The sequence below is a fragment of the Actinomycetospora aeridis genome (assembly GCF_037400275.1).
Taxonomy (GTDB): Bacteria; Actinomycetota; Actinomycetes; order Mycobacteriales; family Pseudonocardiaceae; genus Actinomycetospora; species Actinomycetospora aeridis.
On record NZ_JBBEGL010000011.1, the window covers coordinates 37657 to 59727 of the forward strand.

26 protein-coding genes and 2 tRNA genes are annotated in these 22071 nt (G+C 73.2%); 17 read left to right on the forward strand and 11 right to left on the reverse strand.

What is annotated here, in order from left to right:
- Positions 1-107: 107 nt before the first annotated feature.
- From WCD41_RS27360 to WCD41_RS27375, 4 genes are all read right to left on the reverse strand, one after another.
- A complete protein-coding gene (locus tag WCD41_RS27360) occupies positions 108-392 on the reverse strand; it encodes a hypothetical protein (RefSeq protein ID WP_337718409.1) in 285 nt (94 codons plus the stop codon).
- A gap of 251 nt (positions 393-643) precedes the next feature.
- Positions 644-1549, reverse strand: coding sequence for an NADP-dependent oxidoreductase (locus WCD41_RS27365; RefSeq protein ID WP_337718410.1), 906 nt, complete (start codon positions 1547-1549; stop codon positions 644-646).
- Positions 1550-1558: 9 nt separating this feature from the next.
- Entirely contained in the window at positions 1559-3070 is a 1512-nt protein-coding gene (wsfD, locus tag WCD41_RS27370) for a glycan biosynthesis hexose transferase WsfD (protein WP_337718411.1), read from the reverse strand.
- Positions 3071-3134: 64 nt separating this feature from the next.
- Complete coding sequence (locus WCD41_RS27375; protein WP_337718412.1) at positions 3135-3683, reverse strand: DinB family protein; 549 nt, start codon at positions 3681-3683, stop codon at positions 3135-3137.
- A 112-nt stretch (positions 3684-3795) separates the two neighbouring features.
- Between WCD41_RS27375 and WCD41_RS27380 the strand changes: the two genes are divergently transcribed.
- The gene (locus WCD41_RS27380; protein WP_337718413.1) at positions 3796-4968 is read left to right on the forward strand and encodes a serine hydrolase domain-containing protein; all 1173 of its coding nucleotides are present in this window, start codon (positions 3796-3798) and stop codon (positions 4966-4968) included.
- 47 nt (positions 4969-5015) lie between these two features.
- A complete protein-coding gene (locus WCD41_RS27385) occupies positions 5016-5981 on the forward strand; it encodes a DMT family transporter (RefSeq protein WP_337718414.1) in 966 nt (321 codons plus the stop codon).
- On the opposite strand, the gene WCD41_RS27390 is transcribed toward WCD41_RS27385, so the two are convergent.
- Both WCD41_RS27390 and WCD41_RS27395 read right to left on the reverse strand, forming a co-directional pair.
- A complete protein-coding gene (locus tag WCD41_RS27390) occupies positions 5929-6312 on the reverse strand; it encodes a VOC family protein (protein ID WP_337718415.1) in 384 nt (127 codons plus the stop codon). The two genes, WCD41_RS27385 and WCD41_RS27390, sit on opposite strands and share 53 nt — an antisense overlap.
- A 28-nt stretch (positions 6313-6340) precedes the next feature.
- Positions 6341-6414, reverse strand: a tRNA-Gly gene (locus WCD41_RS27395).
- A 383-nt stretch (positions 6415-6797) separates the two neighbouring features.
- Between WCD41_RS27395 and WCD41_RS27400 the strand changes: the two genes are divergently transcribed.
- The 5 genes from WCD41_RS27400 to WCD41_RS27420 all read left to right on the forward strand — a co-directional run bounded on the left by WCD41_RS27400 (position 6798) and on the right by WCD41_RS27420 (position 8508).
- Positions 6798-6871: transfer RNA gene (locus tag WCD41_RS27400), tRNA-Pro, on the forward strand.
- 234 nt (positions 6872-7105) lie between these two features.
- On the forward strand, positions 7106-7318 hold the full coding sequence (locus WCD41_RS27405; RefSeq protein WP_337718416.1) for a hypothetical protein: 213 nt from the start codon (positions 7106-7108) through the stop codon (positions 7316-7318).
- Between the two features lie 43 nt (positions 7319-7361).
- Complete coding sequence (locus WCD41_RS27410) at positions 7362-7565, forward strand: helix-hairpin-helix domain-containing protein (RefSeq protein ID WP_337718417.1); 204 nt, start codon at positions 7362-7364, stop codon at positions 7563-7565.
- Between the two features lie 39 nt (positions 7566-7604).
- Positions 7605-8006, forward strand: a complete 402-nt coding sequence (locus WCD41_RS27415) for a cupin domain-containing protein (RefSeq protein WP_337718418.1) — start codon at positions 7605-7607, stop codon at positions 8004-8006.
- Positions 8007-8154: 148 nt separating this feature from the next.
- Positions 8155-8508, forward strand: a complete 354-nt coding sequence (locus WCD41_RS27420) for a DUF4180 domain-containing protein (RefSeq protein WP_337718484.1) — start codon at positions 8155-8157, stop codon at positions 8506-8508.
- Here WCD41_RS27420 and WCD41_RS27425 read toward each other — a convergent pair.
- Together WCD41_RS27425 and WCD41_RS27430 are read right to left on the reverse strand one after the other, a co-directional pair.
- Complete coding sequence (locus WCD41_RS27425) at positions 8489-8815, reverse strand: YnfA family protein (RefSeq protein WP_337718419.1); 327 nt, start codon at positions 8813-8815, stop codon at positions 8489-8491. The two genes, WCD41_RS27420 and WCD41_RS27425, sit on opposite strands and share 20 nt — an antisense overlap.
- Positions 8812-9612 (reverse strand): pentapeptide repeat-containing protein, encoded by an 801-nt coding sequence (locus WCD41_RS27430; RefSeq protein ID WP_337718420.1) that lies wholly within the window; start codon positions 9610-9612, stop codon positions 8812-8814. Before WCD41_RS27430 ends, WCD41_RS27425 begins: the two co-directional genes overlap by 4 nt.
- Positions 9613-10269: 657 nt before the next feature.
- On the opposite strand from WCD41_RS27430, the gene tig reads away from it, so the two are divergent.
- From tig to clpX, 4 genes are all read left to right on the forward strand, one after another.
- Positions 10270-11763, forward strand: a complete 1494-nt coding sequence (gene tig, locus WCD41_RS27435) for a trigger factor (RefSeq protein WP_337718421.1) — start codon at positions 10270-10272, stop codon at positions 11761-11763.
- Positions 11764-11974: 211 nt separating this feature from the next.
- Complete coding sequence (locus WCD41_RS27440) at positions 11975-12574, forward strand: ATP-dependent Clp protease proteolytic subunit (RefSeq protein ID WP_133828384.1); 600 nt, start codon at positions 11975-11977, stop codon at positions 12572-12574.
- 17 nt (positions 12575-12591) lie between these two features.
- Complete coding sequence (locus tag WCD41_RS27445; protein ID WP_337718422.1) at positions 12592-13245, forward strand: ATP-dependent Clp protease proteolytic subunit; 654 nt, start codon at positions 12592-12594, stop codon at positions 13243-13245.
- Positions 13246-13518: 273 nt separating this feature from the next.
- Positions 13519-14805: an ATP-dependent Clp protease ATP-binding subunit ClpX gene (gene clpX, locus WCD41_RS27450; RefSeq protein WP_337718423.1), complete on the forward strand. Its 1287-nt coding sequence runs from the start codon at positions 13519-13521 to the stop codon at positions 14803-14805.
- Between the two features lie 227 nt (positions 14806-15032).
- Here clpX and WCD41_RS27455 read toward each other — a convergent pair whose 3' ends face one another.
- Together WCD41_RS27455 and fdhD are read right to left on the reverse strand one after the other, a co-directional pair.
- Positions 15033-15968 (reverse strand): alpha/beta hydrolase, encoded by a 936-nt coding sequence (locus WCD41_RS27455; RefSeq protein ID WP_337718424.1) that lies wholly within the window; start codon positions 15966-15968, stop codon positions 15033-15035.
- 66 nt (positions 15969-16034) lie between these two features.
- Positions 16035-16892: a formate dehydrogenase accessory sulfurtransferase FdhD gene (fdhD, locus tag WCD41_RS27460; protein ID WP_337718425.1), complete on the reverse strand. Its 858-nt coding sequence runs from the start codon at positions 16890-16892 to the stop codon at positions 16035-16037.
- Between the two features lie 95 nt (positions 16893-16987).
- On the opposite strand from fdhD, the gene WCD41_RS27465 reads away from it, so the two are divergent.
- From WCD41_RS27465 to ndk, 6 genes are all read left to right on the forward strand, one after another.
- Positions 16988-18364 (forward strand): OFA family MFS transporter, encoded by a 1377-nt coding sequence (locus WCD41_RS27465; RefSeq protein ID WP_337718426.1) that lies wholly within the window; start codon positions 16988-16990, stop codon positions 18362-18364.
- On the forward strand, positions 18361-18468 hold the full coding sequence (locus WCD41_RS31255) for an MFS transporter small subunit (protein WP_444876309.1): 108 nt from the start codon (positions 18361-18363) through the stop codon (positions 18466-18468). The genes WCD41_RS27465 and WCD41_RS31255 overlap by 4 nt, the downstream gene beginning before the upstream one ends.
- On the forward strand, positions 18469-18744 hold the full coding sequence (locus tag WCD41_RS27470) for a DUF6457 domain-containing protein (protein WP_337718427.1): 276 nt from the start codon (positions 18469-18471) through the stop codon (positions 18742-18744).
- An 11-nt stretch (positions 18745-18755) separates the two neighbouring features.
- Positions 18756-20321, forward strand: a complete 1566-nt coding sequence (folC, locus tag WCD41_RS27475) for a bifunctional tetrahydrofolate synthase/dihydrofolate synthase (RefSeq protein WP_373695207.1) — start codon at positions 18756-18758, stop codon at positions 20319-20321.
- On the forward strand, positions 20318-20704 hold the full coding sequence (locus WCD41_RS27480) for a DUF4233 domain-containing protein (RefSeq protein WP_337718428.1): 387 nt from the start codon (positions 20318-20320) through the stop codon (positions 20702-20704). The genes folC and WCD41_RS27480 overlap by 4 nt, the downstream gene beginning before the upstream one ends.
- 81 nt (positions 20705-20785) lie before the next feature.
- Complete coding sequence (ndk, locus tag WCD41_RS27485) at positions 20786-21190, forward strand: nucleoside-diphosphate kinase (RefSeq protein ID WP_337718429.1); 405 nt, start codon at positions 20786-20788, stop codon at positions 21188-21190.
- Here the strand turns inward: ndk and WCD41_RS27490 are convergent.
- Entirely contained in the window at positions 21171-22034 is an 864-nt protein-coding gene (locus WCD41_RS27490) for an alpha/beta fold hydrolase (protein ID WP_337718430.1), read from the reverse strand. The two genes, ndk and WCD41_RS27490, sit on opposite strands and share 20 nt — an antisense overlap.
- Between the last annotated feature and the right edge of the window lie 37 nt (positions 22035-22071).

A 22071-nucleotide genomic window follows, 5' to 3' on the forward strand; every position in this document is an offset into this window, starting at 1 on the left:
CGAGTGCGGGGCCCGGTGGCGATTCCGGCGCCACCGGGACCCGTACCCGTGTCCTGCTCGGCCCGTGGACGTTCCGGCTCCCCCGATGGGTCGGAACGCCGCGTCGGTCAGAGCAGGCCGTCGACCACGTCGCCGACCGCGTCGCTCCCCAGCACGCTGCCGGCGGCGCCACCGACGCCACCCAGGAGCCCGCCGACGCCGCCGACGAGCTCGCCGCCCGCGCCGACGAGGCCGCCGACGAGGCCCTTGCGGTCGCCGTGGTGGGCGCCGTGGCCCGACTCGCTCCCGCTGTCCGACCCGTGGGACTCGGACGCGCTCGCCACCCCGGAGAGGGCGAGGGTGCCCGCGCCCGCGAGGGCGGTGGCGGCGGCGATCCGCTGGAGTCGCTTCATGGTGATCTCCCCTTCGGGTTGCACTCACCGCGGTGATCGCGGCGCCGAGGAGTCTCCCGAGGAGGTGAGCGATGGTTCAGCGAGGGGTCATTCGATGAACGACGACTCAGTCAAACGCTTGGCCCCTTGAGTCGATCCGTTCGGAGTACTCAGATTGAGCAGTTGGCTCTCAGGGACGCTCGACGGAGTGATGACTGCGACGTTCAGGTGAAATGACGCCGGTGGTGTTCGCCCTCGGTGACATCGCCAGCTCAGGCGTCGATCGCGATGACGACCTTGCCGAGCACGTGCCCGTCCTCCACCGCCGCGAGCGCCTCGGCGGCCCGGTCGAAGGGCAGCACCGTGCGCACCCAGGGGTCGAGGTCCTGCGCGGCGACGCGCGCGGCCAGGGCGTCGAGCACGGCGGTGCTGCGGTCACGCGGGACGTCGCGGCCGCCGAGCTCGGCGACCAGGGGCTTGTCGGCCACCGAGAACAGCCGCGCCGGGTCGGTCAGCGGGGCCACGGCGCGCAAGGCGTCGCCGCCGACGAGGTCGAAGACGCCGTCGACACCATCCGGGGCGGCGGCGCGGACGTGGTGGGCGACGTGGGGACCGCCGACGACGGCCGTCGCGCCCAGGTCGCCCAGCAGGTCCTGCTTGCCCTCGCTCGCGGTGCCGACGACGTGCAGGCCGCGCGCCCGGGCGAGCTGCACCGTGGGGATGCCGACGCCGCCGCCCGCGCCGTTGACCAGGAGCGTGGCGCCCGCGGGCAGGGCCAGCGCCGTGAGCGCGTCGTACGCGGTCCCGGCGGCGACGGGCAGTGCCGCGGCGTCGCGGGCCGACACCCCCGGCGGACGGTGGGCGGCGAAGGACGCCGTCACCAGCGCCTGCTCGGCCCACCCGCCGACCATGCCGGGGCAGCCACCGAACACCTCGTCGCCGGGGGCGAAGCCGGTGACGCCCTTCCCGGCGGCGACGACCGTCCCCGCGACCTCGCGGCCGAGCACCGCCGGCCCCTCGTGGCCGTACTCGCCGCGGCGCAGCCGCCAGTCGCCCGGGTTGACGCCGGCGACGCGCACCCGCACGAGCAGCTCACCGGGTCCGGGCTCGGGCACCGCGACGTCGAGGTAGGCCTGCTGGTCGGGGCCGCCGGCCCGGCGGAATCCGTACGCGCGCACGGCTCCTTCCTACTCCCCGCGGCGCACCCTCCACCGCCCGAGGACGGCGGTGCCCACCGCGCCGACCAGCGCCAGCGCGGCGAGGACGAGCAGGTACGCCGCGAGCCACACGTGCTTGAACACCTCGAAGTAGCCGTCCCCGGCGACCGCGACGACGACCAGGGCGAGCGCGGTGCCCGCGGCGAGGCCCGCGGCGAGCGACCAGCGCCGGGCGCGGCCCTGCCACCGCGCGGTGGCCGCGGCGGCGAGGGCGACGAGCACCAGCACGCTCGGGAGCCAGGCCGGGCGACCGGGATCGTCGAGGACCTGCGCGAGATCGGGCTGGCGCGCCCCCGACCACCCCGGGTCCCCGGACGGCGTGGCCAGCCGCGACGGCGACGCGGGCAGGGCGTCGAGGTAGGGGAGGTCGGCCCGGGTCGTGGCCTGCAGCCCGACGCCCACGGCGCGGGCCGCGGCTGCCGGGTGGCCGGCGAGCAGGGCCAGGGCCGCGTTCCGTGTCTCGCCGGGCCGCCGGACGATCGCGTCCTCCCACCAGGCCTGCCCCTCGGGGCGGGGTGGGCCGTTGTAGAAGCCGTTGCCGGTCAGCGCCACCGCCTCGGGCGGCAGGCCCAGCTCGGCGGCGGCCGGCGGGCCGAGCTCGACCAGCACGGTGGTGAACACGAGGTCGTGGGCGTTGACCGACTCGTAGGCCTCCTGCTGGCGCTCGAGCGCGGCGGTGACGGGGACGGCCGCGAGCAGGACGGTCAGGGCGGCGAGCGCGGGGCCCGCGCGCCGGGCCCGGCGGACGCCGACCGCGGTCACCGCGCAGACGAGCACCGCCGCGACGAGCACCGGGACGTAGGCGACCTTCGCCGTGGTCGCCAGCAGCCCGCCGCCCGCGGTGAGGACCAGCGCCACGACCCGGGCCGACCGGTGCTCGCGCCGTGTGACGAGCACGGCGGCGACGCCGACGGCCGCCGCGACCGTCCCCAGCAGGGCGGCGGGCTCGCTGTAGGTGGAGACGAAGAAGCGCGGGAACGTGGCGGCGGCCAGGGGGAGGACCGGGACGGCGACGGCCAGCGCGCGCCGGCGCCCCGCGGCCGCGGCGGCCCAGGCGCCGAGGCCGACGACGAGGCCGACCAGGACCGCGTAGGTCCAGCCCAGCACCGCCGGCGACCAGGTGCCGGAGGTGACCAGGGTGGTGGCGCGGGCGATGACCAGCGCCGACGAGGGGACGGGGTCGGCGCACGTGGGCGGGCCGAGCGCGTACGACCACACCCAGCCGCCCTGCCAGCTGGCGACGCCGTCGAGGGTGTCGGGGCGCAGCCCGGCCCCGCAGTACAAGCGGTAGCCGTCGCCGTTGTCGGTGACGCCGAGCGGGCGCGCGCTGAACAGCCGCGTGGCGAGGACGACCAGCAGGGTGGCGGCGAGGCCGGCGACGGCCCCGAGCGCCACGCGTCCGGACGGGCGCGGAGCCGCCGGCGGGTCGGGCCGCCGGGGCGGATCGCTCGTCTCGGTCACGTCCGCCGTCCCGGTGGCCATCGGCGACCAGTGTGCCCGAGTCGGGAGCGTGATCGTCCGGCCCCGGAGTTGACCTCCGTACGGCCTAACGCGCTGCTCTGTACAGGTCGAGCAGGAGGGCGATCTCGGCACCGTGGTGCAGCAGCTCGCGGTGGATGTGCAGCACGAGCATCGCCATCGGCGCCTCGGCGTACGGCCCCTCGGCCGGCCCGCACGGCCGTTCCAGATCGGCCTCGCGCACACCGGCGGTCCAGGCGGCGTACGCGTCGTCGAGCTGGGCGAGCGCCTCGCGTGCCGTCGCCGCGTAGTGGTGGGTGGCGTAGTCGACCGGCGGCCCGCCGAAGTGGCTCGCCACCCGCATCGCGAGGACGCCGACGATGACGTGCCCGAGCCGCCAAGCGACGGTGGTGACCGGGGGCGGGTCGGGCTCGGGGAGGGCGAAGTCGATCACCATCTCTCCGGCGCCGGCCGCCATCGGCGTCGTCGCCCGCTCCCGGGGCCGCACCGACCACGCGCCCGGGGCGGGCTCCCAGAGGTACTGCTCGTCGGTGAGGCCCTCGAGCCGCGGGCGCCACGCGCCGCGCCACGGGAAGTCGATCTGGTCGAGCAGCAGCGTGTTCCAGTCCAGGGCCATGCCCGCGGACGGTAGCGCCGCGCACCGACGGTCCTGGCTGCTCGGGCAGGTGTGGACGGCCGCCATCGCCAGGAGACTCTGTGGCGCCGATCACTCCAGGAGGGTTCACACCATGAGCAGGACGATCGACGGTTCGGGGATCGACAAGGTGCTGGCGGGCGCGGTGGACGCCGGGAACGTGCCGCACGTCGCGGCGATCGCCGCCGACGCCGACGGCGTCTTCTACGAGGGCGGCGCCGGACCCCGCGTCGTGGGCGAGCCCGGCCAGGTCTCGACGAGCACCCACTTCCGGATCATGTCGATGACCAAGATGGTCGCCACGGTCACCGCGCTGCAGCAGGTGGAGCGCGGCGAGCTCGACCTCGACGCCCCGGTCGAGCAGTACGTGCCGGCGTTCGCGGACATCCAGGTCCTCGACGGCTTCGACGGCGACACCCCGAAGCTGCGCACGCCGGCGAGCCAGGCCACCGTGAAGCAGCTCGTCACCCACACCTCGGGGCTGAGCTACTGGTTCTGGAACGCCGACATCGGCCGCTACGAGCAGCTCACCGGCCTGCCGAACGTGGTGCCCGGCGAGAAGCGTGCGCTCTTCGCGCCGATGATCGCCGACCCGGGGACGCGCTACGAGTACGGCATCAACACCGACTGGCTCGGCCAGGTCGTCGAGGCTGTCGCCGGCACGACGCTCGACGTCGTCATCAAGGAGAACGTCACCGGCCCGCTCGGCATGGACGACACGATGTTCGCCCTCGACGACGGGCGGCAGGGCAACAAGACGCCCGTGCACGTGCGCGGCGAGGACGGCGCGTGGATGTCGGCCGGCAACTTCCTCCCGGACGACCCGGAGTGGTGGCCGGGCGGGCACGGCCTGCACTCGACGCCGCGCGACTACATCCGCTTCGAGCGGGCGCTGCTGCGCGGCGGCGAGCTCGACGGGACCCGCATCCTGCGCCAGGAGACCGTCGACGCCGCGTTCTCCGACCAGCTCGGCGGCATCCCGCTGCCGGAGGAGATCGCCTCCGCCGACCCGGCCACCACCGACAGCCTCCACCTCGGTCCGGGCTGGACCTGGGGCTACGGGCTGCTGCTCAACACCGACGACGTCCCCGGGCGGCGCCGGGCGTGGAGCGGGGCCTGGGCCGGCCTGCTCAACACGCACTTCTGGATCGACCGCACCACGGGCATCTGCGCGTCGATCTACACCAACTCCCTGCCGTTCATCTCCGAGAACGAGGCGTGGAAGCTCTACGGCGACTTCGAGTCGGCGCTCTACGCCGCGTTGTAGCGGGCGACCGTTTGCGTTGTCGTTAGCGGTGCTATGGACTGGGGGTCATGCTCCGTGACAGGCGCGCCGGCCCCGTGGCGCCTCCCGCGAGCACCACGGGGCCGTCGCGCACCTGGCTCGTCCCGGTGCTCAGCGCGCTGTTCGTGCCCGTCTACGCGTCCGGGTTCGTCGTCGGCAAGATCGCCACCGCGCACATGGCGGTGCCGACGGTGCTGCTGTGGCGCTTCCTCGTCGCGCTGGTCGTGGTGCTGGTCGCCGTCGTCGCGACCCGGCCCGCGCTGCCGCGGTCCCGACGCGCCTGGGGCCACCTCGTCGTGACGGCCCTGCTCCTGCAGGTCGGCCAGTTCGCGTTCTGCTACACGGGGCTCGCCGCCGGCGTCCCGGCCGGGGTGACGAGCCTGGTGCTGGGCATGGCGCCGCTGCTCGTCGGGCTGTTCACCCCGCTCGTGCTCTCCACCCGGCTGGGCGCCGCGCCGGTCGTCGGGCTGATCATCGGGGCCTGCGGGGTCTACATCGTCCTGTCCGACCGCCTCGGCGGGGCGCTCGGCTCGACGGTCGTGCTGCCCGTGCTCGGGGCGCTGTCGATGGCCGCCGGCACGCTGTACCAGAAGCGGTTCAACGACGACACGCCCGTCGCGACGAGCGTCGCCGTGCAGATGGGGACCTCCCTCGTCGTCACCGCCGCCGCCATGCCGTTCCTGGGTGCGGCCTGGCTGCCGTCGGACGCCACCGGCTGGTGGACCGCGCTGTGGCTCGGCGTCGTCAACTCCGCGGGCGCGTTCGTGCTGATGTTCGTGCTGCTGCGGTGGCGTTCGACGGTGCACGTGAGCTCGCTGCTCAACCTCGTGCCCGCGGTGACCGCGATCGCCGCGGTCCCGATCCTCGGCGAGCCGCTGACCGCGCACGCCGTCGTCGGCCTCGTCGTCGCGCTCGTGGGGATGTACGTCGGGCTCGGGCTGCTCAGGCGCCCGGCACGAACAGGCAGAACAGGTGGCCGTCCGGGTCACGCATGACCACGACGCCCTCGGCCGGCTGGTGGTCCTCGCGGGTGGCGCCGAGGCTGCGGGCCCTGGCGACCTCGGCGTCGAGGGCGTCCGGCTCGACCAGCAGGTCGAGGTGGGCGTGCATCCGCTGCTCGCCGTCGCGCGGTGGCCACGTCGGCGCGACGTGGCCGGGCTCGAGCTGGAAGCTCAGGCCCGGGCGTTCCTGCTCGGGGGAGCGCAGGCGGAGGAACGTGGGGTCGTCGGCACCCTCGACCGTCACCCACCCCAGGAGCTCGCGGTAGAAGGCGGCGAGCCCGGGAGGGTCCGGGGTGCCGAGGACGAACGATCCGAGCGTGGGCATGGGCCCATGATGACCTGCACGAACGGCGTGGAGCGGGCGACGGGAATCGAACCCGCGTAGCCAGTTTGGAAGACTGGGGCTCTACCATTGAGCTACGCCCGCGCAGGCCCTGTGGCCCGGTTCCACCGTAGCGGATGCGCCCTCCCCGCCCGGCCCCGTGGGTCGGTGGCTGCCCCGGGAACGCCGGTCGACGTCTTCGTGAACGATCCGGACCGGTACTTGACCGATCGACTGGAACGATCAGCCGAGAGTGACGTCCTACGGATACGCGACGGTAGGTACAGACTCCTCGGCACCATGGGGAGACGAGCCGCAACGGAGGAGGGAGACAGGTCATGAGCATCGCCACGGAGGTCGTCGACACGGTCGAGCGCATCGACGACGACCACATCGTCCGCGGACTGGACTGACGTCCGACGCGACACCGGACCGGGAGGCAGCGGCGCCTCCACGGTCCCCGCGCCTCGCCCCTAGACTCATGTCGACGGGGTGTAGCGCAGCTTGGTAGCGCACTCGCTTTGGGAGCGAGGGGCCGTGGGTTCGAATCCCGCCACCCCGACCGGGCACGACGAGCGGCGACACGCACCGCGACCGCACCCGCTCCCCGGCACGACCTGCCGGGTGGAGCGGCGGCCACCGCCGTCAGGGGCGACCGGCCGCCGGTGCCGCGCGCCGTCGGAGATCGCCCCCGGTGCTCCTGCGCCCGCGCCTGACGGGTGCCCGGAGCACCTGGAGCGATCATCGTTCCTGTGGGAGGGTGCGGCGGGAGATCCGCAACGATCGGGGTGGCGCCGTGGGTGAGTGGACCGCCGCGCTCCTCGGCCCGTTCCTGCTGATCGCGGTGATCGTCTGCGTCGCCGCGGTGACCCTCCTGGTCGTGCGGGGCCGCCACCGCCGGTATCGGCCCGACCCCGCCCACCGCTCGTACGGCCTGAGCCCGGGACCGGAGCGCGACGCCCGCTTCCGGCGCCCCGACAGGCACGTCTCGCATGATCAACAGGACTGATGGCCTGCAGAACGTGCCTCTCGCGGCCCTAGCCTGACCCTTCATGGACGCCACCGCCGACGACGTCGACTTCCCGCGCAGCATCGGCCGCCCGGCGACGGGCGCGCTCCGGGCCGCCGGGTACACGCGCATGGCCCAGCTCGACGGCGTCCCCGCGAAGGATCTCCTCGCCCTGCACGGCGTCGGCCCGAAGGCCGTGCGGCTGTTGCAGGAGGCCCTCGCGGAGCAGGGGATGCGGCTGTCCTGAGGCTTGTGGGCCCGGGCTCGCGGGCACGAAGGTCCACCCATGGCCACGAAGAGCACGCCCGTCGAGCTGACCGTCGTCGACACCACGCAGGAGGCCTGGCAGGGCTTCCCCGTCTCCTACATCGGGGCGAACCTCGAGCACGTCCCGCTCGTCGCGGACCCCGAGACGGGCATGACCGTCCTCAAGATGGTCTACCGCGCGGGCTTCACCAATCCCTGGCACAGCCACCCCTGCGCGCACGGCGTCTACGTGCTCGAGGGCGTGCTCAACACCCACCAGGGCGACTACCCGGCCGGCAGCTTCGTCTGGTTCCCCGAGGGCGGGGTCATGCAGCACGGCGCCACCCAGGACCGGGACGTGACGTTCCTGTTCATCACCAACAAGGAGTTCGACATCCACTTCGTCGGCGACGAGAGCGACCCGCACGCGCCGACGATGTGAGCGGAGTGCACCATTCCGGGCGGCGGTTCACGCGCGCAGCCGCTCGGGGCGGCCCTGCCGTGACAGGTGGCTCTTCACCGGCAGGGCCGCCACTCCACGTCCGCGCAATCTCCTCGCGCCGCACGGCAGGATCGTTGCCGTGAGCACCATGACCGAGCTCAACGGGGTCCCCGTCCTGGTCCTCGACCGCGAGGGACCGATCATCGGCGACGAGGCGGGCGCGCTCGACGTCATCGGCGAGACCTACGGCACCGGCGTCGACGTCGTCGCCGTGCCCGTCGAGCGTCTCGACCCGGCGTTCGCGCAGCTCGCCAGCGGGATCGCCGGCGCGATCGTCCAGAAGTTCGTCAACTACCGGCTGCGCCTGGTGGTGGTCGGCGCACTCGGCGAGACGTCCGGTCCCGTCGACGACTGGGTGCGCGAGGCGAACCAGGGCCGCGAGCTGTGGTTCGTCGCCGACCTGGACGAGCTGGGGCGCCGCCTCAGCGCGGCGCGTACATGATCACGCCGACGCCGACGAGGCAGATCAGCGCGCCCAGCAGGTCGTAGCGGTCGGGCCGGTAGCCGTCGAGGACGACGCCCCACGCCAGCGAGCCCGCGACGAACACCCCGCCGTAGGCGGCGAGCACCCGGCCGAAGGCGGCGTCGGGCTGGAACGCGGCGACGAAGCCGTAGAGCCCGAGCGCGACGACGCCGAGCGCGGCGAACCACCACGCCCGGCCCTCGCGCATCGCCTGCCACACCAGCCAGGCGCCGCCGATCTCCAGCACCGCGGCGAGGACGAACAGCGCGATCGAGCGGACGGTCACCGCGCGGACGGTAGAGCAGCCCAGTGGCCGGGACGGGCGAGGTGCCCGGGCACGGTCGTCGCGGCATCCCCGCGGGCGGCCTCGAGCTGCAGCGCGGTGAGCAGGAGCGCGCCGTCGAGGCGGGCGCCGCGGACGTCGGCGCCCCGCAGGTCGGCACCGAGCAGCTCGGCGCCGTCGAGGTCGAGCCCGCGCAGGTCGGCGCCGACGAGCAGCGCGCCCCGCAATCGGGCGGAGCGCAGGTCGCGACGGCGCAGGTCGGCGCCGAGGAGATCGGCACCGCGCAGGTCGGGTCCGTCGCGCCCGGCCTGCGCGGCGGCGACGAGATCGTCGAACAGCGCGCCGGCCTCCCGACGGACCGCGCCCACGTCGACGGTCGTGAGCGCGTCCGCCGGCAGGGCGACGAGGTCCTCGACGCGCGCCGCGAGCGCGGCGGCCTCGGCACCGACCGCCGGCGACCGGACGGCCTCGTCGAGCAGCGCGAGGACCTCGTGCAGGGGCCGCAGGACCTCGAGGGCGTCGAACATCTCCCGTGTCCGGCGCCGCGCGCCCCCGAACGTCACCTGCACCACCTGCTGACCGGCGCCGAAGCAGTCGAACACCGCGCAGCCCGGGAAGCCGCGGGCACGGAGCCGGTCGTGGATGCCGCACCCGTCGTCGGGGCGCAGGTGGCGGCACGGGGTGTGGGCCGGCTTGTCGACGGCGAAGTCGGCGGAGGCGGCGAACGAGGGCCCGACGCAGCACAGCGCCAGGCACCGGGAGCAGTCCGCCGACCTCTCGGGGGCCGACCCCGCCGCCACCCGGCTCAGCGCCGCGCGCGCTTCCGGCGCTTGGTGCCGTAGCCGGCGAGGACCTCGAAGGTCTCGAGGGCACGCTCGAGGTTGTTGCGCAGCTTCTTCATGGGGCTCATGTCCCTCCTCGTGGCGGGCCCCGCCGCACGGGGAGCGGTGGCGAGGCCCCACCACCGTGCCAGGCCGCCCGCGCGCGACCCACCCCCGCGACGGGAGCCCCCGCCGTCCTCCGAACGGCCGTATCCGTCGGCGTGTCGCCGCCCGGACGAGCGACGCGCCGTCCGGTCCCGTCGGCGGGCGGCGTCCGGCGGCGATCGCGGGGGCACCGACCGGCCGGCGACGATGAGATCGGCGGTCGGCACGGGGAGATCGACGGTGGCCGCGACGGGGTACCGCGCGGGGCCCCGCGACGGAGGGCCGGGGAGGCCGTCCCGGCCGGTCCGGACGGGCGCCACGGCGAGCGGTCGGGGGTGACGTCTAGACTCGCCGCCACGCCCGGGCGGGCGCGTCAGCAGGTACAGGCACCGGTGCTCCGGTGCTCCTCGACCGTGAGCGGTGAGGACGGCCTCCCGCGTCACGCCACGGACCGACCCGCCCGTACTCCTCAGGATGCGGGCAGGTCACCGCACGAGCGCACGATGGCCCGGCACCGAGGAGAGACGACCAGTGAAGTCCACCGTCGAGCACCTGTCGCCGACGCGCGTCAAACTCGCCGTCGAGGTGCCCTTCGACGAGCTCAAGCCCAACTTCGACCGCGCCTACAAGAAGATCGCGCAGCAGGTGCGCATCCCGGGCTTCCGTCCCGGGAAGGCGCCCGCGCGCATCCTCGACCAGCGCCTGGGCCGCGGGGTCGTGCTCGAGGAGGTCGTCAACGAGGCCGTCCCCGCCAAGTACGGCGAGGCCGTCAGCGAGGCCGAGGTCCAGCCGCTGGGCCAGCCCGACATCGAGGTCACCGAGATCGAGGACGGCGACAAGCTCGCCTTCACCGCCGAGGTCGACGTCCGTCCCGAGTTCACGGTGCCGGACTACGCGTCGATCGCCGTGGAGGTCGACGACGCCGAGGTCACCGACGACGACGTCGACGACCAGCTCAAGGGCCTCCAGGCGCGCTTCGGCACGCTCACCGGCGTCGAGCGCGCCGTGCAGAGCGGCGACTTCGTCGTCATCGACCTCTCGGCCACCGTCGACGGCGAGGCCGTCGAGGAGGCCCAGACCACGGGCATGTCCCACGAGGTCGGTTCCGGCCAGCTCATCGAGGGCCTCGACGAGGCGCTCGAGGGCATGAGCGCCGGCGAGACCAAGCAGTTCACCACCAAGCTCGTCGCCGGCGACCACGCCGGCAAGGACGCCGAGGTCACGGTCTCGGTGCAGACGGTCAAGGAGCGCCAGCTCCCCGACGCCGACGACGAGTTCGCCCAGCTCGCCAGCGAGTTCGACACGCTCGACGAGCTCAAGGACGACCTGCGCACGCGCTACTCGCGCGTCAAGAAGATGGAGCAGGGCAGCCAGGCACGCGACCGCGTGCTCGACGCCCTCCTCGAGGCCGCCGACGTGCCGCTGCCGGAGTCGGTCGTCCAGTCCGAGGTCGAGGTGCGCGCCCACGAGGCGGTGCACGAGTTCGACCACGACGAGGCCAAGCTCACCGAGTACGTCGAGTCCCAGGGCCAGACCCGCGAGGAGTTCGACACCGAGCTGCGCACCAACGCCGAGCAGGCCGTGAAGACCCAGCTGCTCCTCGACCGGATCGCCGACGAGGCGAACGTGCAGGTCGAGCAGAACGAGCTGATGGAACGCATCATGATGCAGGCCCAGCGCTTCGGGGTGAGCCCCGAGGAGTACATCCAGCAGGCGCAGCAGGCCAACCAGCTCGGCGCGATCTTCGCCGACGTCCGCCGCGGCAAGGCGCTCGCCACGGTCGTCCAGGCCGCGACGATCACCGGCCCCGGCGGCGCCGACGTCGACCTCTCGGAGCTCTTCGGCACCGCCGGCGAGGTCGAGGGGGAGACGGTCGACGAGGGCACCGAGGTCGCCGAGGCCGACACCGACACCAGCACGGCCACCGACACCGGCGACCCGGAGTCGCCGAGCTCGCAGGTGGAGGTGGACGACACGGCCGACACCGAGGTCGTCGGCGCCCCGGACTCGACGTCGCGCGCCTGACCCGGACGGCGCACGCCCGCTCGTCCACCGGTCGGTCGGGCGGGCAGTTCATCGGCCGGGAGCGAACACGGCCCGTCGACGGACTGTCCGGCCCGCGCCGGTGGTTACTGTCGAGGTCGGTGGGCCCGACCGACGCCAGAACGAGATCACCTCAGCGAAGAAAGCAGGGACCCAGGTGACCCAGCACCTCTCCGACGCGGCCGGGGCGGTCATGCGTACCGCCGGCGGGTCGATGTCGCTCAACGACTCGGTCTACGAGCGCCTCCTCCGGGAGCGCATCGTGGTCCTGGGCCAGGAAGTCAACGACACCATCGCGAACCAGATCTCGGCGCAGCTGCTGCTGCTCTCGGCCGAGGACCCGAAGAGCGACATCACGCTCTACATCAACTCGCCCGGCGGCTCGGTGTCGGCGGGCATGGCGATCTACGACACCATGGAGTGGATCGAGCCGGACGTGTCCACGGTCGCGATGGGCCTGGCCGCCTCGATGGGCCAGTTCCTGCTCTCGGCCGGGGCCCGCGGCAAGCGCCTCGCCCTGCCGCACGCGCAGATCATGATGCACCAGCCCTCGGGCGGCCTCGGCGGCACCGAATCGGACATCACGATCCGCGCCGAGTCCATGAAGAAGCTCAAGCGCCAGCTCGCCGAGCTCATCGCCCAGCACACGGGCCAGACGTTCGAGCGCATCACCGAGGACTCGGACCGCGACCGCTGGTTCGACCCCTACGAGGCCCTCGAGTACGGCTTCATCGACCACGTGGTCACCCGCGCGAGCGAGACGCCGTCGAGCAACGGCAACGGTCAGTCCTGAGACGGGAGACAGAGCACATGAGTGAGCTCCACGTGCCCGGCGGCACGGCTCCGGCCTCGCCGCAGGCGCGCTACATCCTTCCCTCCTTCGTCGAGCGCACGAGCTACGGCGTCAAGGAGTCCAACCCCTACAACAAGCTCTTCGAGGAAAGGATCATCTTCCTCGGGGTGCAGATCGACGACGCGTCGGCGAACGACGTGATGGCGCAGCTGCTGTTCCTGGAGTCGAACGACCCGGACCGCGACATCACGATGTACATCAACTCGCCCGGCGGCTCGTTCACGGCGCTCATGGCGATCTACGACACGATGCAGTACGTGCGCCCGGACATCGCCACGGTGTGCCTGGGCCAGGCCGCCTCCGCCGCCGCGGTGATCCTCGCCGCCGGCGCGCCGGGCAAGCGGCTCGCCGTGCCGAACGCCCGGGTCATGATCCACCAGCCGGCGACCGAGGGCTTCTACGGCCAGGCGTCGGACCTGGAGATCCAGGCCCAGGAGATCTCGCGCATGCGCCGCCTCATGGAGGAGACGCTCGCGACGCACACCAACCGCAGCGCCGAGCAGATCCGCTCCGACGTCGAGCGCGACAAGATCCTGACCGCGCCGGAGGCCAAGGAGTACGGCCTCATCGACGACGTGGTGGCGAGCCGGAAGCTCTCCGCCGGCCGCTGACGCCCCGACGCCCCGTTCCCGGGGCCGCGTCCCACGCGGCCCCGGGAGGGGCAGCGGTACCTTCCGGCGCACCCGGCGCAGCGGGCCGACCGCCCGTCGAGGGAGCGGCGCGACGCCCGGGCAGGAGAAGACGTCCCGGGCCCGCGACCTGCACGATCCACGGCACGATCGACAGTGCGCGAACCTCCCCGTCCGACGGGGTGGGCGGGTACGGTCAACCACGGATGAGCGCATCGACCACGGTGCGCCGGAGGGGACACGAGGTCTGCTGCGATGGCACGCATCGGCGACGGCGGTGACCTGCTGAAGTGCTCCTTCTGCGGGAAGAGCCAGAAGCAGGTCAAGAAGCTCATCGCCGGCCCCGGTGTGTACATCTGCGATGAGTGCATCGACCTGTGCAACGAGATCATCGAGGAGGAGCTCGCCGAGGCCGGTGAGGTCAAGCTCGACGAGCTCCCGAAGCCGACCGAGATCCACGAGTTCCTCGATCAGTACGTGATCGGCCAGGACGACACCAAGAAGACGCTGTCGGTGGCGGTCTACAACCACTACAAGCGCGTCCAGGCGGGCGAGAAGAACCGCGAGGGCAGCCGCAACGACGACACCGTCGAGCTGGCCAAGTCCAACATCCTCATGCTCGGCCCCACGGGCTGCGGCAAGACCTACCTCGCCCAGACGCTCGCGAAGCTGCTCAACGTCCCCTTCGCCATCGCGGACGCCACGGCGCTGACCGAGGCCGGCTACGTCGGCGAGGACGTCGAGAACATCCTCCTCAAGCTGATCCAGGCCGCCGACTACGACGTCAAGCGCGCCGAGACCGGCATCATCTACATCGACGAGGTCGACAAGATCGCGCGGAAGTCGGAGAACCCGTCGATCACGCGCGACGTCTCCGGCGAGGGCGTGCAGCAGGCGCTGCTGAAGATCCTCGAGGGCACCACGGCGTCGGTGCCGCCCCAGGGCGGGCGCAAGCACCCGCACCAGGAGTTCATCCAGATCGACACGACGAACGTGCTGTTCATCGTGGCGGGGGCCTTCGCTGGTCTCGAGAAGATCATCGCCGAGCGTGTCGGCAAGGGCGGCCTGGGCTTCGGCGCGGACATCCGGTCGAAGGCCGAGATGGAGTCCGCGGAGTCGTTCGGCGACACGCTGCCCGAGGACCTCATCAAGTTCGGGCTCATCCCCGAGTTCATCGGCCGCGTGCCGATCGTGGCGTCGGTGTCGAACCTCGACCAGCCGAGCCTCGTGCAGATCCTCACCGAGCCGCGCAACGCGCTGGTGAAGCAGTACCAGAAGCTCTTCGAGATGGACGGCGTCGAGCTCGAGTTCGCGCCCGAGGCGCTCGAGGCCATCGCCGACCTCGCGATCCTGCGCGGCACCGGCGCCCGCGGTCTGCGCGCGATCATGGAAGAGGTCCTCAACCCGGTCATGTACGACATCCCGGGTCGTGACGACGTCGCCAAGGTCGTGGTCACCGAGCAGACGGTGAAGGACAACGTCAACCCGACGATCGTCCCGCGCCAGCCCTCGCGGCGGGAGCGCCGCGACAAGTCGGCCTGACGGGCTCACCCCCGCCCGGCTCCCCTTCCCCCGCGGGAGCCGTGACCCTGTCGCTGTGGCAGCGAACGTGCGGTTCGCCGCTTCTCTGCGTCCGAAGTCCCCGTTCGCTCGTGCCGCCGGGGCGTCCACCGTCCGCAGCAGAAGATCGTCAACCGGGTGACGAACACCCGCACATCCGCGGGCTTCCGTCACCGACCTCACGATCACGGCGACTGCCCCGATCGCGCTCAGCCCGCCCGGCGCGCCCCGGGGCCGATCGGTTCGTCGCGGGCGTGCCGGCCGAGGAAGCCGGCCACCTCCGGCATGACCTTCGCGTAGTAGACGCCGTCGTGGCGTCCCGGGCTGATCGCCCCGACCTCGGGGCGCGCCGTCGTGATGTAGCGGCGCGTGGCGTCGACGAAGGGGTCGCGGTCGCCGCACCAGATGCCCGCGGGCGTCGCCGCGATCTCGCCGGAGAAGCGCAGCGGGTCGTTGGCCTCCCAGTCGGCCTGCCCGGCGAACGGGCGGCGTGAGGCGACCCGCCAGTCGGTGAACAGCCCGGGGCTGACGGCGGCGACCGCGCGCAGCGGGCGGCGCCGCCGCATCCGCTCGCGGGTGTAGAGCAGCGCGCCGGCGCCGCCCATCGAGATGCCCGTGACCATCGCCGGCTCGCCGGGCATGTCGCCGGACGCGGGGGTCGTCGCGAGGCCCCGCCGGCGCAGCCACTCCGGGAGCTCGTCGAGCAGCATGCGCAGCGGGTCGTCGCCCGCTGTGTAGGGGTGCCAGTAGTTGTCGCCGCCGTCGACGCCGACCACCGCGAACGGGGGCACCCCGCGGGCCCAGGCGTCGCCGAGCAGCCCGCGGTTGCCGGCCTCGCCCCACCACAGCGCGTTGCCCCGCAGCCCGTGCAGGGCGACGCAGACCGGCAGGCCGGCCCGCTGCGCGGCGGGCGGCAGCACGGTCACCAACCGCACCGGGCGTCCGCGCGCGGTGGAGTCCACCCACTCGACGGTGCTGACCGCGTCGGTGGGCTCCGGGCGGCGCGACGGCGCCGGGATCCGCTGCGGCGGCGGCGCCGGGCTGTCCTGCCCGACGAGCACCCCGCCCAGCCCCACGGCGCCGGCGACCCCGAGCGCGCCCGCGGTGCCGAGGAGGAACTGGCGTCGGGTCGGGCGTGCCGGCACGGTCGGTGACCTCCTGACACACGGGCGGGCGGGCGGTCCGCCCACCGTACGGGCCGTCGCGGCGCGTCAGGCGCCGTCGGCACCCACCAGGGGAGCATCCTCGGTGACGATCCGGTGCGTGCCGGCGTAGACGTTCATCGAGCGGCCACGCAGGAACCCCACGAGCGTCATCCCGCTCTCGCGGGCCATCTCCACCGCCAGTGACGAGGGCGCGGACACCGCGGCGAGCACCGGGACCCCGGCCATCACGGCCTTCTGGGTCAGCTCGAACGACGCCCGCCCGGACACCATGAGGATCGTGCCCGTCGCCGGGATCGCGCCCTCGAGCAGCGCGTGGCCGAGGACCTTGTCGACCGCGTTGTGCCGCCCGACGTCCTCCCGGGCCACGATCAGCGTGCCGTCGGCGCGGAAGAGGCCGGCGCCGTGGAGCCCGCCGGTGCTGTCGAACACGGCCTGCGCCTCGCGCAGCGCGTCGGGCAGCGTCGACAGGAGGTCCGGCGTCAGCGTGACCGGGTCGTCGCCGGGCGCGAAGCGCGTCTTCGTGCGCACCGCGTCGAGCGAGGCCTTGCCGCACACCCCGCACGACGACGTGGTGTAGAAGCGGCGTTCCACCGAGTCGTCCGGCGGGGCGACGCCGGGGGCGAGGGCGACGTCGAGCACGTTGTAGGTGTTGCGGCCGTGGTCGTCCAGCGAGTCGCAGTAGCGGGCCGTCGAGACGTCCTCGCGGTCGCCGATGACGCCCTCGGTGAGCAGGAAGCCGTGGGTGAGCTCGACGTCGTGGCCCGGCGTGCGCATGGTGACCGCCAGCGGCCGGCCGGCGACCCGGATCTCCAGCGGTTCCTCGGCGGCCAGCGTGTCGGGACGCCGTCGTGTCTCGCCGTCGACGATGCGCAGCACCGGACGCTTCACGGTGACCCGTCCCATGCCGACCTCCCTGCTCGCTGTGTGTGATCGGTGTGTGACCGATCGTCCGACCGGGTAGTCGCCCGGCACCGCACCGGGTCGAAGGGAGACCATCCATGGCCGGCGGCTTCTTCGATCGCTCCTCCATCGTCGCACCACCGGGATGGAGTCGCTGGCTCGTTCCGCCGGCCGCGCTGGCCGTGCACCTCGGCATCGGGCAGGCGTACGCGTGGAGCGTGCTCAAGGCCGGGCTGGGGCAGGGTCTGGGGCTCTCCGGCACGGCGACGGCGCTGCCCTTCCAGCTCGCGATCGTGATGCTCGGGCTCTCCGCGGCGTTCGGCGGCACCATGGTCGAGCGCAAGGGGCCGCGGTGGGCGATGTTCGTGTCCACCGTCTGCTTCGCCGCCGGGTTCCTCATCTCGGCGGGCGGCATCGCGATCGGCCAGTACTGGCTGGTCGTCGTGGGCTACGGCTTCGTCGGCGGCATCGGCCTGGGCATCGGGTACATCTCGCCGGTCTCGACGCTGATCAAGTGGTTCGCCGACCGGCCCGGCATGGCGACCGGTATCGCGATCATGGGCTTCGGCGGCGGCGCGCTCATCGCCCAGCCCGTCGAGAAGGCGCTGCTCTCCGGCTTCGGGACGTCGCCGGCGGGGCTGTCGCAGACGTTCCTCGTGATGGGGATCGGCTACGCGATCTTCATGTCGGTGGGCTGGCTGCTCGTGCGCGTGCCCGCCGACGACTGGCAGCCCCCGAACCCGCCGCAGGCCTCGCCCGGCGCGACCGGAGCCGGCCCGGCGGTCTCGGCCTCGACGGCCATCAGGCTCCCGCAGTTCTGGCTGCTGTGGATCGTGCTGTGCTTCAACGTCACCGCCGGCATCGGCATCCTCGAGAAGGCGCAGCCGATCTACCAGGACTTCTTCGCCACCACCGGTCCCGGGCCGACGATCGCGGCCGCGGCCGGGGCGTTCGTGTCGATCCTGTCGCTCGCGAACATGCTCGGGCGGTTCGTGTGGTCGTCGACGTCCGACGTCGTGGGCCGCAAGAACATCTACCGGATGTACCTCGGGGTGGGAGCCCTGCTCTACCTCGTCATCCTGCTGCTCGGCGAGGGCAACAAGGTGATCTTCCTGATCGCCTCGCTGCTGATCCTGTCCTTCTACGGCGCCGGGTTCGCCACCATCCCGGCCTACCTCAAGGACCTCTTCGGCACCTACCAGGTCGGCGCCATCCACGGCCGCCTGCTCACCGCGTGGTCGGCGGCCGGTGTGCTCGGCCCGCTGATCGTCAACGCGGTCGTCGAGGCCCAGGGCGACGTGGCCGGGCCGGCGAAGTACACGGTCTCGTTCTCGATCATGATCGGGCTGCTGGCGGTCGGCTTCGTGGCCAACGAGCTGATCCGCCCGGTCGACCCGCAGCACTACGTCCCCGACTCCGAACGCGGGGGCGTCGAGGACGCCGGGGTCAAGCCGAGCGAGGAGGTGTCCCGATGACCGCCAACCGCACCGTGCTCGCCGTTCTGGCCTGGGCGTGGGTCGTGATCCCGTTCCTCTACGGGGTCTGGTCCCTGCTCCAGAACGTGGGAGCCCTCTTCTAGGTGAGTGATCTCTCCGACTGGATCGACGAGGTGGCCCGCGAGCTCGGCATCGACGAGCTGGGCGAGCTCGTCGAGCCCGCGGTCGTCACCCCGCTCGTGCTCGACATGACCAGGGACGTCGCCCACGGCGTCGCCCGGCCGGCGGCGCCGATCAGCGCCTACCTGCTGGGCCTCGCCGTGGGGCGGGCGGCCGGGTCGGGGCCGGGGGAGCCGGAGCTCGCGCAGGGCTTCGCCGACCGGCTGGCGGCGCGGGCCCGGGGTGACTCGCCGCCGTAGCATCGTGGGTGATGAGCGACGACCGATGGGGCTCCCTCTCCGCAGATCAGGACGCGTCGGGTGACGCCGACGCCGACGAGCTGGCCCAGCTCCTCGCGATGGCGGGCGGCGCCGACGACGCCGGCTCCGGGCCGGGCGGGGGCGCGCTCGCCGACGCGCTGAGCCAGGGCGTCACCACCGGCCCGACCGACGACCGGCCCGGCCACGAGCCCGACGACGCCGAGTCGCTCGCCGCGCTGCGCGCCGTCGAGGCCGAGCTCGACCAGCGCTGGCCCGAGACCCGCATCGAGCCCTCGCTGGAGCGCATCCGCGCACTGGTCGAGGTGCTCGGCGACCCGCAGCGTTCGTACCCGGTGATCCACGTCGCGGGCACCAACGGCAAGAGCTCGGTGACGCGCATGATCGACGCGTTGCTCACCCGCATCGGCCCGCGCACCGGGCGCTACACCAGCCCGCACCTGCAGCGGGTCACCGAGCGGATCGCGATCGACGGCGTCCCGATCAGCGCCCGGCGCTACGTCGAGATCTACCAGGAGATCGCCCCGTTCCTCGGGATCGTCGACCGTGCCCAGGGCGAGGGCCCGCGGCTCTCGAAGTTCGAGGTGCTCACCGGCATGGCCTTCGCGGCCTTCGCCGACGCCCCGGTCGATGTCGCGGTCCTCGAGGTGGGGCTGGGCGGGAGCTGGGACGCCACCAACGTCGCCGACGCCGCGGTCGCCGCGATCACGCCGATCGACATCGACCACGTGAACTACCTCGGCCCGGAGCTCGGCGGGATCGCGGCCGAGAAGGCGGGCGTCATCAAGGAGGGCGCGGTCGCCCTCATGGCCGAGCAGGCGCCCGAGGCCGCGAAGGTGCTGCTCGAGCGCGCGGTCGCGATGGACGCCGAGGTCGCCCGCTCCGGCATGGAGTTCGGGGTGCTCGGGCGCGAGGTCGCCGTCGGCGGCCAGCAGCTGCGCCTGCAGGGGCTCGGCGGCGAGTACGACGACATCTACCTCCCGCTCTTCGGCGAGCACCAGGCCAAGAACGCCGCGCTGGCGCTCGCGTCGGTGGAGGCGTTCTTCGGCGCCGGCGCCTCCCGCAAGCTCGACATCACCGCGGTGCGGGACGCGTTCGCGTCGGTGCGGGTGCCGGGGCGGCTGGAGCGCCTGCGCGCTGCGCCGACCGTCGTCGTCGACGCCGCGCACAACCCCCACGGGGCCCGCGCCGCGGCCGCCGCGGTGCGCGAGGAGTTCTCGTTCCGCCGCCTCGTCGGGGTCGTCGCCGTGATGCGCGACAAGGACGCCGACGGGATCCTCGCCGCGCTCGAGCCGGTGCTGGACGAGGTCGTGGTCACCGCCGTCGCGTCGCCACGGGCGATGGACGCCGACGAGCTCGGCAGCCTCGCAGTCGGGTTCTTCGGCGCCGACCGGGTGGTCGTCGAGACCCGGATGGACGCCGCACTCGAGACGGCGATCGGGCTCGCCGAGGAGACCGACGACCCGGACACGCCGGTCGCGGGCGCCGGCGTGCTCGTCGTGGGGTCGGTCGTCGCCGCGGGCGAGGCCCGGACGCTCTTGGGGAGGGAGCCGGCATGACGGTGGCCGATGGTGGGGCGGCGGCCCGGAAGGCGTTCCGGGGCCCCGCCAGCGCGTGCCTGTCGCTCGAGGTCGTCATCGTGCCGCTCGGGCTGCTGGTCATGGACAAGGTCGAGGGCGGCCTCACCCCGGCGAAGATCATCTGGGTGGTCGTGCTGACCCTCGGCATGATCGTCGCGATCGCGACCTTCTCGCGGCCCTGGGGCCTGCCGCTGGCCCTGGGCCTGCAGGTGCTGATGCTGCTCGGGTGGATCGTCTCGCCGTCCCTCGGCGTGCTCGGGCTGGTCTTCTGCCTCGTGTGGGCGCTGATGCTGTGGATGCGTCATGAGGTGCTGCGACGCCAGCGACTGTTCGCGGAGCGCAGCGGAGCCGGACCCGGGTAGCAGTGGGCGGAGCGGGGCGTCTGAGGGTGCTCGTTACCCTCGGCGCCGACAGGCGGTCCACGAAGAGGGGAAACGAACGACGTGAGTGAGCGCACCCTGGTGCTGGTCAAGCCCGACGGCGTACAGCGCGGGCTGATCGGCGAGGTCGTCTCGCGCATCGAGCGCAAGGGTCTGCGCCTCGTGTCGCTGGAGCTGAAGGACGTCGACCGCGACCTCGCGTCGCAGCACTACGCCGAGCACGAGGGCAAGGGCTTCTACGAGGAGCTCATCACCTTCATCACCTCCGCGCCCGTGGCCGCCATGGTCGTCGAGGGCCCGCGCGCCATCGCCGCCTTCCGCCAGATCGCGGGCGGCACCGACCCGGTGGAGAAGGCGGTGCCCGGCTCGATCCGCGGCGACCTGGCCCTCGAGACCGGCTCGAACATCGTGCACGGCTCCGACTCGCCCGAGTCCGCCGAGCGCGAGATCAAGCTCTGGTTCGGCTAGCCACCCGCGCGATCCCGTCCAGGATCACCGGCCAGGTCCAGCGGGCCAGGTCGTGACCCATCCCCGGGATCGTCAGCAGCTCGGCACCGGGCACCGCGTCGGCGGTCGCGCGTCCCCCTGACGGCGTGATGACGCGGTCCCGGTCGCCGTGGATGACCAGGGTCGGGCACGCGAGCGCTCGCAGGTCGGCGGTGCGGTCGCGCTCGCCGACGCACGCGGCGAGCTGGCGTGACCCGCCGTCGCCGGACTCCCGGGCGAACGCCCGGCGCGCCGTGACCCGCACGTCCTCGTCGTCCTCGGGCGTGCGCCCGGCCGACCCGATACGGCGGAACGACGCCACGAGGCCCTCGACAGGGTCGGCCGCCGGCGGGCGCAGGAACTCAGGGACCATCCGCCACGCGACCTTCCCGGTGCGGCGGTCGCCGGGACGTCCCATGATCGAGGTCAGGCTCAGGGTCCTCGCGGGATGCCTGATCGCGATCTCCTGGGCGACCATCGCGCCGAGGCTCGCCCCGACCACGTGGGCGCCCTCGGGTGCCACCCGGGCGATCAGGCCCGCCGCGTCGTCGGCCATGTCGCCGAGCGTGTAGACGGGGTCCGCCCGCCGCGTCAGGAACCCCCAGGGGCCGATCCCTCGCCCGGTCAGGTGCGTCGAGCGGCCCACGTCCCGGTTGTCGAAGCGGACCACCCGGAACCCGCGGTCGACCAGGGCGTGGCAGAAGTCGTCGCGCCACCAGTCCATCGACAGCCCGAGGCCCATGACGAGCAGGACGGTCGGGGCCCGCTCCTCGCCGAGGACCTCGTAGCACAGCTCGACGTCCCCGACCCGGGCGAACTCCTCCACGGGCCGATCTTCGGCTGCGGTGGCCGGTCAGTTCACC